Genomic DNA, 14173 nt, shown 5'->3' on the forward strand with positions numbered 1-14173 from the left:
ACGCGAGTTATCAATAATTAAAATTTAAGTAATACAATATTATTAATATTATTAAATCTATGTCATTACCATACATTATTTGTGGTTTTGTGCGTGTGACCTCAAACAAGTTCCATTGATAATAACCATAAGGTATGAGTGGTCTTATCAGTATCGACGAGAGGACTAGGCGGAAGGTACTCAGTTGTAGAAATTAAATTCAAGGTACAAAAAAGCCCCTAATGATTAGGGGCTTTGAACAAATATCATTGAGTCGCTTTCGAGCTTATAGCTAAGCTATCAAGCTTATTGCTCAGCTTCTTCGATAAGCTCTTGAACTGGAGATGCTGGTTTGTTTTGAGCAAAACCACGTAGGCCAACAACGTGTACGTGTTCGTGGTCTTTGAAGACCTTACGAACCAGTTTGTAAGTCGTACCTTTCTCTGGGCTAATGTTCTCTGGCGCAGCAATCAGAAGCTGCATACCTAAGCGGTCACACAGTTCAAACAGCGTAGATATTGACTTAGAATCCAGACGTGCTGCTTCATCAAGGAACAACAAACGACATGGAACGATGTCTTTACTGCGAAGTCGACGAGATTCCTCTTCCCAGCTCTGAATAACCATCAATAGGATTGACTGACCCGTACCGATCGCCTCACCCGTAGACAATGCACCCGATTCCGCTTGTAACCAACCGTCTGAACCACGGTTAACTTCAACACTTAGCTCTAGGTAGTTACGGTAATCCAGTAGCTCTTCACCCAGAACTTGCGGAGAACGTTGACCCATATCGATATGTGGGTTCACTCGTTGGAATAACTTCGCCATCGCTTCTGAGAAGGTAAAGCGCGTTGATTCAAACAAGTCTTTGTGTTGCTCTTGTTGAGTCGCTAGCCCTGATAGCAAGATCTCGTGGCTTTCACGGATCTTAACGTTCAGACGTACGCCTTTAACCTGACCAAAGTAAATGTTAGACAAACCTTGGTTCAGCATTCGAATACGGTTCTGCTCGCGCTGAATCGTTTTCTTGATGATGCTTGCTACGGACTCAGAGCTGATTGCCAGGCGATTTTCACGCTGCGTCAATTCTTCTGTTAGTCGAGCTAGCTCAACTTCCATCTCTTCGATTGCTTCAACCGGATCATCCGTGTGAATAATGTCTTGGCGAATACGCTCACGAAGGTGTTGGTAAACCGCAATGTAGAACAGAACTTTACGCTCTGGATGTGCATTGTCTTCAGATAGACGCAGCGAATCACGCAGGTCATCATTGTCGGCTACCGCCAGACGTAGCGCACCCAGTGATTTATCCGACATAGAGCGAAGCTCGCCCGCCGTTAGATAAGCCAGTTCACGTTTGTGTAGACGACGTTCAACGTCATTCTCACGAGCTAAGCGAAGTACTGAACACCAGCCTGCTTTTGCTGCAACAACGAAGGTACGAAGCTCTGTGTAGTCTTTCTGAACTTTCTTAAGACGCTTAGCCAAGGCTTTCATCTCAAGTTCAGTTGACGTAATCGTACGCTCGTATTCGCTCTTACGGCTGCGAGATGTGTGCAAACGCTCTTGAAGCTCGTCACGACGACGTACAGCACGCTCTTCAGCGCCTTCATCAGCATTGACACCAAACTCTTGTAGCTCTTGCTTGAACTCTTGAACCGTTTCTTGCTTCGCTTGATGTGAGCTCTTCAGTGCTGCCAATACTTGGTTGTATTGGTTCATCTGTTCGCGAGCTTGCTTGAAGCCATCACGGCCTTTAGTTCGAGCTTGTTCAGCTTGAACCAATTTCGCTTTTAATTGCTCGCTCAGTTCGCTGCTCTTGTTTAGAAGATCAACAGAATCCGCATAGGCAAAGTAGTGACGACGTTCAATCAAGTCAGACAGAGCAAACACTTTACCTTTCAGGCTTTGTAGAGCTTGGTCAGCTTGTTGGTATTGTGCTTCTAGTGTCTCGAACTGTTCAGGGTCTGCGTCTAGTGCAGAAACGATCTGCTCTAACGAAGCAAGTGCTTTGCCATGGTTGTTCAAGTACGACTTAGCTTCGCTCAAGCGCTCTAGTTGCGCTTCTAATTCAGCGAGGCGTTCAGCCAATGTTTCGTCTTCTAAAATACGAACCATTGGTGCTAATTTGTCTAGCGCACCCAACGCTTGTTTACTCTGTTGTAGCTGACTACGTTGCTGTTGCTCTTTAGAATTTAATTCAGCCAAAGAAAGTACAATCTGGTTACGCTTGTCACGAATAGACACTAGTGCCTGTTCAGGGTCAGCGTTAAATGCAACGTGTAGGTACTTAGCAACAAAGCTATTGAATGCTTGGTATAGGCGATTCAGCTTTTGTGCATCAAACGCCGCTTTCGCGTGGTTTTCCACAACAACATCACGCTCTTCACGCAATTTCTCTAATCGTTGTTCACGAGCCGCACGGCCAAACAGAGGAATCTCAGGGAAACGAGAGTAACGCATTTGGCGATCGTTCAGCTGAACACACACCGCGCCCTCTAACTCATCAGCATTGAATGAGCTGTCATCAAATGCATCGACATCGCCTTCAAGGATGTAAAGGTCATCTGGACAATCATCAAGATCCACCAGCTTATCTTTAATACCATCAAGATCTGACACAACAATCGCATGACGAGCCGGGCCGTACATCGCACTGAAATACGGTGCATCACCAATGGTAATGTCATCGTAAATCTCAGAAAGCAGCACGCCACCAAGCGTATCAGCTAAACCTTTCAAACGAGGATCGTTAGAACCACCCGGAGATGCTAAGCGTTCAATCTCTTGCTCAAGTTGCGCACGACGAGTCGCTAATTGATCTTTCGCTACCGCTTGAGATTTTTCGTCTTCAAGCACTTGCTGCATTTGAGTCATTACTGCTTGGCTATCTTCTAGCTCAGCTTCTGTTTGATCTCTTAGTGCTTCAAGTGCGTCGTTCGCCGTGATCCACGCTGGAGCAATAGACTCAAGTTTTTGAATCTCTTGGTCGTGGTTTTGTTGCACACGACGTTGCTCACTCTTCGCTTCACGCAGCTCTTCTTGAGCGTACTCAAGAGACTCGATCTGCATTGCATGGCGTTCACGTTCTTCATCGAAAACCGCTTCGTCAGTCAGTGAGGTGTTGTGTTGCTTTTGGTATTCAGTCGCAAGCTCTTTTGCTTGACGCTGCTGCGCCACATCACGAGCCATGTCACGGTGCTGAGCACGCCACTGCTGTTCGTTTTCAACAACGTGTTTTGCGTTACGGCCTTTTTCTAACGCTTGCTTAGCACTGTTAGATGCTTCTTTACGTTCAACGTCACCAACGATGCTTTTAATAAGAGCGAACGCTTTGTCGAACTGCGCAGACGCAGCAGAAGACATGTCTAGTTTGTGCTTAGTCGACAGTAACGTTTGAGTGCTTGATTCTTCTTGTGCTTTTAGCTCAGAAACCAGAGTTAATGCGCTTTCTGCAGTAATAGACTCATCACCAAGTAGCTGCTTAGTTTTCTCTAATGCTTGAACCGCTTGCTGGTATTGAAGTGCACGAGTCTGCTGAACATCCAACGCTTGTTGGTAGTCAGCAAGCTGAGTTTTCAGGCTATCCACTTCTTCTTCAGTAATGGTTGCCTGCTCTTCAGCAAGAAATACTCGCTCTTGAGCTTCTTCAACTACCATCATCTGTTCTTCTAGACGCTCATTAAGATCTTCTAAATCTTCACTGTAGCGAGCAATTTTCTCTTGCTGACGAAGTGCAGTTTGAACCAATTGAAGATGATCCGAAGCCGCTTGATAATCTTGCTCTAGTGCCGATTCTTGATCGACCAGCAGCTCAAGCTCTTCTTGAACGCGGTTCAACAAGTTGTTTTGATTAAGCAAGGTTTCACGTGAACCAAACAGTTCACCACGGAATTTCATAGTTTGATCAAGCTTGTTGCGACGATCGTTGGCATGGCGCATGTAATCTGCTGCCACGTAGTTCGTAGATTCTGTGATCAAGTGTTTGAACAAGTCACGATCCGACTGAGTCGTTTTGATCGCTTCAAGTGTCATGCGGTTTTCGCGAAGTGCAGATTCCATGTCTTGGAATGCTTTCTTCACACCACCATTTTGTGGCAGAAGGTAATCACGCAGTGAACGCGTAATTGCACTAGAAATACCACCGTAAAGTGATGCTTCAATTAAGCGGTAGAACTTAGAACGGTCGCTGCTGTTACGCAATTTCTTCGGTACTACACCGTATTCAAACATCTGTGAGTGGTAATCAACAATCGAAGAAAACGCTTTAAAGTGCGCGCCTTCGTATTGTGCAACCGCCGCTTTTACGTCGTTCAGCTGGCATACGCGAGCATGGCTGTCTGAAACGTTCTGAATCAAAACATCGGTTGGTTTCACATGGCTTGGGAGGCCTTGGATAACAAACGGTTTGATGTCTACTTTCTTATCACGACCCGCTACTTGCTGCAGTTTTACTGCGAACAATAGACGCTGATTACGAGAGTTCACCACATCTAGCGCGGCATAACATGCGCCCGGCTGAAGCTTACCGTAAAGGCCTTTATCACGAGATGACTGTGAACTGCCCGCTTCCGTTGTGTTACGGAAATGCAAAAGGCTTTGGTCAGGAATTAATGCCGTGATGAATGCCGCCATTGTGGTCGACTTACCTGCACCGTTACCGCCAGAAAGCGTTGTAACCAACCCATCAATATCAAAAGTACGCGCAAAAAAGCCGTTCCAGTTGATCATGGTTAATGATTGATACTTACCTCTTTCAATCATGCTTCACCTTCTACTTTTGTTTGCTCGCCATCGTTTGACTCAAGGTCAAAGCCGGCTTGATCGTTAAAAATGTCTTGTTGACCGTTTTCATCTAAGTCTAGTTCTGATGCGGCTTCTACCTGCTCTTCATTTAGCAAGCTGCCTTGGTTTGGCTCTTGTGTATGAACCACGGCTTCACCATCACGAATAAGACGTAATTGCGCTTCTTTCATGTCGTCGCCAACACGAACGTCAGCGCCAAAGCGGAATACCGCTTCGCTGATACGGAACTTGCCGGTTTCACCAATCGCAATCAGCATGCCGATACGGCGTAAACGACGCAAAGAAGTACGTACTTTTTCAAAGAGCTTTTCTTTGTCTAAGTCAGAACCAGATGCGCGGTTCGTTGCTAGCTTCATGAGCTTTTTCTCATCCGCTAACGACATCAATTCATCAAACAATTCTTGATTGGTGAAGATACCTTCATGAGCAAGACGTTCTGGGCTTAGGTATAAGAAACACAACACCTTACCAACCAGCATGTCTAGCTCAGACAACACACTACGGCCAATCAGAGATGTAGAACGCGGACGCAGGTAGAAGAAACCCTCCGGCGCTTTTACCAGTTCCGTATTGTAGCGTTGGTAAAAATGCTGAAGTTCCACTTCGAAATCAGAAAGCAACGCGTGGTTGTCTAGATCTTCTGTTGAAACATGTTTACCTGAACGCAGCATGCTATCTAGCGCGGGGAACAACGGGTTCGCTATCGCTTTTACCAGTTTCTCTGGCATGTAATCATCAGTACTTGTTAATGACATTTGCTTGTACCTTTGCACCGAAATCGTTGATTGCCTGCCAATCTGGCTGAATAGCCTGATAGTCAGACTCTGAGTAACCTAAGCGCACGGCTTGGTCGACAACAATTCTGGCTAAATCAAAATGGTGTGTGCGAGGGTGTGCTGCGAGGTAATCTCGTAGCACAAGGCCAAGGTCAATTGGCGCGCCTTGCTGTTTGTGAGCTTTTAACATCTCTGCAATTCGTTCTGAAAGCAGATCATTCACTTGCTCAAATTCTTCGTACTCAACGTCGATTGGCGCTTGTCCCATCACTTCATCATCACGAAGCACGAGCGCTTCATCACGAAGATCGGTCAGCTTCTCAGCATCGGCGTAAGTCAATAACCAAGGCGCATCAAAGTAGTCTGTGACTGACTGACGCAAGCGTTGGCTAAAGGCACGGTTTTTATCCATATCGATCGCGGTACGGATAAATTTGTGAACGTGGCGGTCGTAGCCGATCCACAAGTCGATAGCTTGCTGACCCCAACTGATGATTCGGTCAAGCTTCATTTGCAAACCGAACAGGGTTTCGCCAACGAACTCGAGCTCATCGTCACCGTAAACAATTTCTTGAATATCGAGGATCTGTGTTTGCAGTTCATCACCCGCCGCTTGCAAGGTATCTTGCAATTCTTTTAGCGTCGCAGAAGTTTCTGATAGCAAAGCTTCACAGTTATTAATCGCTTCTCGCCAGTCCTTATTTAAAAGGTCGGCAATTTGCTGCTTAACGGTTTGTTGCTGCTCATCCATAACACGTTGGTTAAGATCAATCTGATCGAAAATTTCACCAACTGAATATTTGAGCACGCCGTAAACGTTCTTTTTCCAATGCCCCGGAGTTCCGCCCTTCTGCGCAGCTTCAATGGCTTTTGCCATCTCATCGGCAACCATAGAAAGCTGAATAGACAGTTTTAATTTAGAGAACTGACGGTGACGTAAGTAATAATCAGAGATACCAACGGCCAACGGTGATAAGCGGTATATGCTCGCACCATCGGTGATTTCACTGGTAAAGCGGCTGATCAACTTCTGTTTAACTAGCTCATTGATGGCATTGTTGGCACGAAACGCAGACGCTTCGCCAGTATCTTCAAACAGTCGAGTGACAATGGTAAATGCATCGTGCAGTTCACCTTCGCCCAACTCTTCATCGAACCTTTCATTGCTTAGTACTGCGATAGCAATCAAAAATGCTAAGCGCTCTGGCGGCAAGTTTAATGAAAAGTCATGCTGCTTGACCCAGCCTACCAACTCATCAATTGGCTGCTCTTCGGCAGTTTGAGTCATTTCACTCATTGTGGTTCCTGTTACTGTTCTTCGTCATATCGAACGTATTAGATATGACGCCTATTTCTTTATGACGCGGGCTTGTTACGATTGCATAGCGCATGTTGTGGCTTCTTTTACCACATTCACCGCTATTATTGCGCAGGTTTTTGAGCCCAAACGTGAATATAACGGCCTAGCGACAGATATGGCTCTTGGCGACATAGCTGTTTTTCTAGTTCCAACACATCTTCAAATTGGTAATCACCCATGTACTCCATATTACCTATGTAGTCACTGAAAGAGCGAATGCCTGATTTACCACAGATTTCTAGACCGGCGTCTTCTATCCATTGATAAACCTCTTCTGGCTTCAAGCCTTTTTGTGGTTGCAGCTTAAACCGTTTTCGATGTGGCATCCCATTCAATACATGAGGAATGTTGCCACAAATCACATTTTTCAGGACTAATCCATGGTGGTTGTAAAACATTATCGAGGCAACACCACCGGGTTTAACTTGTTCCAGTAATAAATCAAGCGCCTCTTTAGGATCTGCGAGCCATTCCATTACGGCATGAAACATCACAAAATCAACTTGGCCTTCAAGGTGCTCTGCTACTTTTTGGACCGGAGAATGAATAAACCGATACTGCTCTAGCAACCCCGCTTCACTGATACTTTCTTCTGCTAGCTTCAGCATTTCAGAAGAGAGGTCACAAAGAGAAACGTTATGCCCAAGCGACGCAATTTTTTGCGACATCTGCGCAAGGCCGCCTCCAGCATCAAGCACATGCAGCGGCGAAGCTGATTGCTCAAATTTGCTCAAAGCTTGTTCTAAATCTTCCCATACGATGATCTGACGGATCTCTCCTTTGTCAGAGCCGTAAATATTTTTTGCAAATTTGTGGGCAATATCGTCGAAATTACGGTCTTCAGTCACGGCTACTTGAGTTATTATGTCCTATCGTGCCTGCTATTCTGTCACAGGAATTTCAGGAATAAAGAGGCGATGTCTCTTTTTACTACTAAGTGATGTTTTTTCGGACTATTCGGATATGTTTGAGCTGAAAAAAGTAGTGTCTTCGTTACTGATGCCACTGCCAGCAATGTTAATTCTCGCTTTTCTGGGTTTAGCCCTAGTGATGTTTACTACCAAAAGGAAGACGGGTTGCCTAATCACCCTTTCAGCCCTATGTGGTATTTTCCTAATCGCTTTCCAGCCAGTTTCTAGTCAACTTTTAATGCCAATGGAAAGGCAACACACCGCTTTTTTACCTGTCGATGAAACCGTCGATTACGTGATGGTTCTCGGAAGTGGTCACGTCGTAGACGACCAAATCCCACCAACATCAGAGCTTAGTCGCACCGGTCTAATGCGTTTAAGTGAAGGGATTCGTATTCTACGCCTTTACCCTGGTGCAAAACTCATTTTGTCTGGCTATGGCGCAGGCACTGAGGTGAGCAATGCTAGAATGATGGCCAAAGTTGCGTTGGCTCTAGGTGTCGCAAAGCCCGATATCATTCTGCTTGAAACAGCGAAAGACACATGGGAAGAAGCCCGACAAGCCGCTGCGTTCGTTAAAAATAAAAGAATGGTACTGGTAACTTCCGCTAGCCATATGACTCGCGCATTGAATGAATTCCATGCAGCTGGCATGAAGCCATTACCAGCCCCAACCAATTACCTTGCACAAGAAGGGATTGTTGAACCTTGGAATAAGTACATGCCTAAAGCTCTTTACCTTGAGCAAACTGAGCGTTACTGGCACGAAACAATGGGGTTGATGTGGCAAAGCCTGCGTGATTGGCTTGATACAAGCAATGACACCGTTGAAGAACCCATTGTTGTTCCTGAAACATCTCGCTTAGTTGAAGATGACGGTGGTATTTCTGCGGCTCAGCCTCAATAAACTCAACCGAATCAGTAAACTGAATTTTATCAGTAGACATAGTCTTACCTGTAGAAATAGTCTTATCTGTAGACTCGGCCAGATAGGCAAGACTGATTAACCAAGTAATTTGCAGGTTTCCAGTTCATAAACAATAAAAGCTAAGCAATAAAAAAGCCGAGACATCAATGATGTCTCGGCTTTTTACGTTTAAATATCGTTGTTGATTGGTCATTCCCGAAGGAAATCAATCACCAGCGAACATGTAACCTTCACCGTGAACCGTTACAAAAATTTGTGGATTCTTAGGGTCAAACTCCATCTTCGCACGCATACGACGGATTAACACGTCGATAGTTCGATCGTTTGGAGCATCCACTCGGTGACTGATCATATTCAGAATGCGTTCACGACTTAATACCTGGTTAGGATAAGAAGAGAGCGCAACCAACAGTTCATATTCAGCTTTAGTCAGTTTAACCGGTTCGCCGTTTTTGCTTAGCGCACGACGAGGGATATCAAACGTCCACTCACCAAAACGAACCACAGATTCGTCTTCAGTCTCTTCAACCTTACCTGCTGCTGTTTTACGAGCGGCAGAAATGCGCCAAAGTAGGTTTTTAACTCGAACCAATAACTCGCGAAGTTCGAAGGGTTTAGTAACGTAATCATCAGCGCCCATTTCAAGGCCAACGATTTTGTCGATGCTATCCGTGCGTCCAGTAACTAAAATAATTCCAATGTCTGATTGACTGCGTAATTCGCGAGTTAGCATCAATCCATCTTCGCCTGGTAAGTTGATGTCCAGCATAATGAGGTCAACGTTGTTTTCTTCTAACACGTTTCTCATTTGAGCGCCGCTTTCTGCTTCGCTTACTGTGTAACCTTCGTTCTGGAAGTATCCGACCAGTTTACTGCGGGTTACCACATCATCTTCTACGACTAATACGTGATAGCTCATCTACACCACTTTTCTTATTTAATAGTTTCAGTGACTATTCTATTCATAACTCGTAACAATTCTAGTGGTACACAAGATAAAAGCCAGAAACATGGATCTTTTTTGATACAAGACAATCTTAAACCTTGCTATTTATCGTCCATCGCAATTCAATATAGGCATTACTACTAACGAGTAACTTTGCGTTTCGCAAATAACCTTGTTATTCAGCCTTGGTGTGCTTATGCACTAGTGACTTCAAGACGCATATAAGTAACACCACAAGACTAAATCAGGATCTAAGAAATGAAAGATACGAAAGCGTTCAACGAGCAAAGAGCAGAAATATACTGGTGGCTATCAAGCTTATTCGCTAAAGAGATCACTCAAGAAGAACTCGATCACTACCACTCTGTTGAAATTCGTTCTTTCCTAACTGGTTTAGGCGAAAATGAAACACTAAAGCCGGCGATCGATAGCCTAGTGGATGCGCTAAACCGCCTACAAACGCGTGAAGATGCTCAACTAGAATTGTCTGCAGACTTCTGTGACTTATTCTTAAAAACAGATAAGCATGGCGCACTTCCTTACGCTTCTATGTATATCGGTGAGACTGGCCTTTTGAATGATAAGCAAGCAAAAGATATGGAAGAGATCATGGCTAAGCACAACTTAGTGGTGAACCAAGATCTAAAAGAACCAGCTGACCACATCGCTATCGCACTCGACTTCCTTGGCAACTTGATCATCCGTTCTAATGAAACGGAATTTGAAGAAGAGCTAGAAAAATCGTTCATTGTTCAACAGCAATTTATCGAGCAACAACTTCTTACTTGGGTACCAAAGTTCAACGTTAAATGTCATGACGTTGACGAATTCGGTTTCTACGCTTCAGTCTCATCTCTGCTACTTGCATTCTGCAAATTGGACACCCAATACCTCGCTGGTGAATAAGCTTATTGGATGACTCGTTAGATAAATTCAGAAGAATGTGACAATTCACCCGGATTTCCGGGTGAATTTTATTGCGAGTAATTTCTAGTCAGTCTAAAATTGTGACCGCAAACGATAAAATATGAAACATTCACGAAATGCTATGCTTATTATAGTTTTGAGCATTTCGGTGTTAAGACAAGCCGCTCAATAGCGGTTTTTTGTTTTTTAGCACTTTAGTACCCAAAGAGCCCTACAAATTTAAGCTCTTAGTTAGGTAGCTTAACGGCTACTTCATTCCGTACTTTGGGAAAGTAGCTTCTAATAGGATAAAACCATGGCCACTATAAAAGATGTCGCTCGCTTAGCAGGCGTATCAACAACAACCGTTTCTCACGTAATCAACAAAACTCGCTTTGTTGCAGAAGCGACGCAAGAAAAAGTAAATAAAGCCGTAGACGAACTGAACTATGCACCAAGTGCCGTTGCTCGTAGTTTGAAGTGCAATACAACCCGCACTATCGGCATGCTAGTTACTCAATCAACTAACCTATTCTTCTCTGAAGTTATCGATGGTGTTGAAAGCTACTGCTACCGTCAAGGTTACACTTTGATCCTGTGTAATACGGGCGGTATCTATGAGAAGCAACGTGACTACATTCGAATGCTTGCAGAGAAACGTGTAGATGGCATCTTAGTTATGTGTTCTGACCTAACTGAAGAACTGAGAGGCATGTTAGACCGTCACGCTGACATCCCTAAAGTGATTATGGATTGGGGCCCTGAGAGTTCTCAAGCAGATAAGATCATCGACAACTCTGAGGAAGGTGGTTACCTAGCGACCAAATACCTCATTGATCACGGTCACTCCAAGATTGCTTGTTTAAGTGGCCACTTAGACAAAGCGGCATGTGTTGAACGCATCGCGGGTTACAAACGCGCACTCAACGAAGCTAAGATTGCTGCCGATGATAACATGATCATTGAAGGTAACTTCGAGTGTGATACGGCGGTTCTTGCGGCAGAGAAAATCATTAAGATGGTAGATCGCCCAACGGCCGTATTCTGTTTTAACGACACGATGGCACTCGGCCTAATGAGCAGACTGCAAGAGAAAGGAATTCGTATCCCTGAAGATATTTCAGTGATCGGCTATGACAACATCGAGTTGGCTGAATACTTCTCTCCGCCGTTAACAACGGTTCACCAACCCAAACGTCGTGTTGGTAAGAACGCTTTCGAAATTTTGTTAGAACGCATTAAAGATAAAGACCATGAAAAGCGTGTGTTCGAAATGCATCCTGAAATTGTTGAGCGAAGCACAGTTAAAACGTTAAATTAATTGATAAATTCAGTTTAATATAATTAAGCGCACCTTTAGGTGCGCTTTTTTTATCAACAACATGAATGAACCTGGTATCATACTGGAAAGATCATTAATTGAAGCAATATCACATTTTGAAATAACAAGTGTGAGCCTCATTCAACAAAAACTTTATTCTATTCAATCAGTCACGCACAGGGCAAATCACTTGAAAGAGTGAGACGCAAAGCTTCCGGCCTAAACCACTCGTTGGTATGGTAGCGGGGTTACCGATGGCAAAATGCAGTAACTACTAATAATTTAGTAATTTACGGCTAATTGACAATTTAATTGCAACATTTTGCTAATCTCTCGGACCTGCTTATTTGGTGGCGTAGTTCAAATACACCGAGATAAATAACATGGATAAACCGATACTAAAGGATTCAATGAAATTATTTGAATCCCTAGGAAAAATAAAATCACGCTCGATGTTTGGTGGCTTCGGTCTTTTTGCTGATGACACTATGTTTGCTCTGGTTGTAAATGACCAGTTGCACATACGAGCAGACAAATGCACAACGAAACAGTTCGAACAACAAGGGTTTCAACCGTACGTCTACAAAAAACGTGGTTTCCCTGTCGTTACTAAATATTTCGCTTTACCTGAAGGCCTGTGGCAAGACCAAGAGAAAATCTTGCAGCTTGCAACGACGTCTCTGGGTTTTGCTAAAGAAGAAAAAGCTGAGCAATCTTCAGCTAAGCCTACTCGACTCAAAGATCTGCCCAACCTTCGACTCGCCACTGAGCGTATGTTGAAAAAAGCAGGGATCGATTCCGTAGAACGTTTATATGAATCTGGCTCTGTAAACGCATTTAACGCCATCAAAGAATCACATGCGTCTTCTGTCAGTATTGAACTACTTTGGGCGTTAGAAGGCGCGATCAATGGCACACATTGGTCTGTTATACCGCAGCAGCGTCGTGAAGAGCTTATCAATCGCGTCAATTAACATTGTCAGTGCAAATTATCTATATAACTAAGCCGCATTTACTGCGGCTTTTTTTATATCTGCTGAAAGTTAATCTATGCTTTGCCTGTCTATCTATACTAATGGTATACATTGAAAATTTAGAGGAAGTATCAATGAGTAAGAAAATGATATTGGGTATTGTGTTGGTCGTAACCATCGTCTTGTTAGGCGTCAATTTCGGCCAATACCTAACGCTTGAAAATGCCAAGGCCCAACAAGCCGTTTTAAATGACTACATTGATAGCAACTTCATTGCTGCCGCTGCTATCTATTTTGTCGCGTATGTAATGATTACTGCTTTCTCCATTCCTGGTGCTGCTGTTGTGACCCTGTTAGGAGCTGCGCTATTTGGTTTCTGGAATAGTTTGCTGCTGGTCTCTTTCGCCAGTGCCATTGGTGCAACCCTCGCATTTCTAAGTAGCCGCTACCTTTTACGTGACTGGATCCAAACCAAATTTGGTGACAAATTAGCAACGATTAACAAGGGCGTTGAAAAAGACGGAGCATTTTACTTGTTTTCTCTGCGTCTGATTCCTGTATTCCCATTTTTTCTTATCAATCTGTTGATGGGTCTAACACCGATGTCCGTGAGTCGTTACTACATTACGAGTCAAATAGGAATGTTACCGGGTACTGCTGTTTTCTTGAATGCTGGTACTCAACTCGCGGAAATTGATTCACTTTCGGGTATCGTGTCCCCTTCAGTACTTTTGTCATTTGCCTTACTGGGTGTATTCCCAATCATTGCAAAATGGTTGATGAATAAATTTCGCTCAGCACCTGTGGCTGAATAACGTCTATCACTGAATAACGTATACTTATAATAGCTAAATAACGCATATAGCCAGATAAGGTTCTATCTCAATGAAAATCTTCAGTGCATCGAATCCGACAGAAGCCCACATCATCTGTGGATTGCTAGAAAGTGTGAATATTGCGTGTGAAGTTCGTGGTGAAGGGTTATTCGGTTTGAAAGGGGAAATCCCATTTACCGAAGAAACTGACCCTTACGTATGGTTATATGAGCCAGAATTGGCGAGCAAAGCCCGGACAGTTGTTAATGACTACCAGAAACAGCAAGATTCGATCATTTATGAAGAGTGGCGTTGCGGAGAATGTCATGAAGTCAACGAAGCACAATTCGGTTCTTGTTGGCAGTGCGGTGCTGCTTCACCTGAATAGCAGGTTTTGAAAGGTAAAGTGGCTCCAACGGCCTTATATAACAACTCGGTCAGATACCTC

11 protein-coding genes and 1 riboswitch are annotated in these 14173 nt (G+C 44.0%); of the genes, 6 read left to right on the forward strand and 5 right to left on the reverse strand.

Annotation, left to right across the window (positions count from 1 at the left end; translation table 11 throughout):
- Nucleotides 1-285: 285 nt before the first annotated feature.
- From mukB to cmoM, 4 genes are all read right to left on the reverse strand, one after another.
- Complete coding sequence (gene mukB, locus NX845_RS10665) at nucleotides 286-4746, reverse strand: chromosome partition protein MukB (protein WP_260256806.1); 4461 nt, start codon at nucleotides 4744-4746, stop codon at nucleotides 286-288.
- Nucleotides 4743-5543, reverse strand: coding sequence for a chromosome partition protein MukE (gene mukE, locus NX845_RS10670; protein WP_260256807.1), 801 nt, complete (start codon nucleotides 5541-5543; stop codon nucleotides 4743-4745). Before mukE ends, mukB begins: the two co-directional genes overlap by 4 nt.
- The gene (gene mukF / locus NX845_RS10675; protein ID WP_065681587.1) at nucleotides 5524-6861 is read right to left on the reverse strand and encodes a chromosome partition protein MukF; all 1338 of its coding nucleotides are present in this window, start codon (nucleotides 6859-6861) and stop codon (nucleotides 5524-5526) included. Before mukF ends, mukE begins: the two co-directional genes overlap by 20 nt.
- 125 nt (nucleotides 6862-6986) lie before the next feature.
- The gene (gene cmoM / locus NX845_RS10680; protein WP_017085860.1) at nucleotides 6987-7772 is read right to left on the reverse strand and encodes a tRNA uridine 5-oxyacetic acid(34) methyltransferase CmoM; all 786 of its coding nucleotides are present in this window, start codon (nucleotides 7770-7772) and stop codon (nucleotides 6987-6989) included.
- A gap of 115 nt (nucleotides 7773-7887) precedes the next feature.
- On the opposite strand from cmoM, the gene elyC reads away from it, so the two are divergent.
- A complete protein-coding gene (gene elyC / locus NX845_RS10685) occupies nucleotides 7888-8742 on the forward strand; it encodes an envelope biogenesis factor ElyC (RefSeq protein ID WP_029222038.1) in 855 nt (284 codons plus the stop codon).
- A gap of 226 nt (nucleotides 8743-8968) precedes the next feature.
- Here elyC and torR read toward each other — a convergent pair whose 3' ends face one another.
- Nucleotides 8969-9682, reverse strand: a complete 714-nt coding sequence (gene torR, locus NX845_RS10690) for a two-component system response regulator TorR (RefSeq protein WP_004736453.1) — start codon at nucleotides 9680-9682, stop codon at nucleotides 8969-8971.
- 285 nt (nucleotides 9683-9967) lie between these two features.
- Between torR and torD the strand changes: the two genes are divergently transcribed.
- The 5 genes from torD to NX845_RS10715 all read left to right on the forward strand — a co-directional run bounded on the left by torD (nucleotide 9968) and on the right by NX845_RS10715 (nucleotide 14113).
- Nucleotides 9968-10615 carry a molecular chaperone TorD gene (gene torD / locus NX845_RS10695; RefSeq protein WP_260256808.1) on the forward strand — a complete coding sequence of 216 codons (648 nt, stop codon included), beginning with the start codon at nucleotides 9968-9970 and terminating at the stop codon, nucleotides 10613-10615.
- Nucleotides 10616-10931: 316 nt separating this feature from the next.
- Complete coding sequence (gene purR, locus NX845_RS10700; RefSeq protein WP_017078168.1) at nucleotides 10932-11936, forward strand: HTH-type transcriptional repressor PurR; 1005 nt, start codon at nucleotides 10932-10934, stop codon at nucleotides 11934-11936.
- Nucleotides 11937-12106: 170 nt separating this feature from the next.
- A riboswitch (cyclic di-GMP riboswitch) is annotated at nucleotides 12107-12192 on the forward strand.
- Nucleotides 12193-12319: 127 nt separating this feature from the next.
- Nucleotides 12320-12910 (forward strand): TfoX/Sxy family DNA transformation protein, encoded by a 591-nt coding sequence (locus NX845_RS10705; protein ID WP_004736448.1) that lies wholly within the window; start codon nucleotides 12320-12322, stop codon nucleotides 12908-12910.
- 134 nt (nucleotides 12911-13044) lie between these two features.
- Nucleotides 13045-13725: a TVP38/TMEM64 family protein gene (locus tag NX845_RS10710; RefSeq protein ID WP_004736447.1), complete on the forward strand. Its 681-nt coding sequence runs from the start codon at nucleotides 13045-13047 to the stop codon at nucleotides 13723-13725.
- 70 nt (nucleotides 13726-13795) lie between these two features.
- Nucleotides 13796-14113, forward strand: coding sequence for a DUF2007 domain-containing protein (locus NX845_RS10715; RefSeq protein WP_260256810.1), 318 nt, complete (start codon nucleotides 13796-13798; stop codon nucleotides 14111-14113).
- Nucleotides 14114-14173: the final 60 nt, after the last annotated feature.

The organism is Vibrio sp. NC2, assembly GCF_025195005.1.
Lineage (GTDB): Bacteria > Pseudomonadota > Gammaproteobacteria > Enterobacterales > Vibrionaceae > Vibrio > Vibrio splendidus.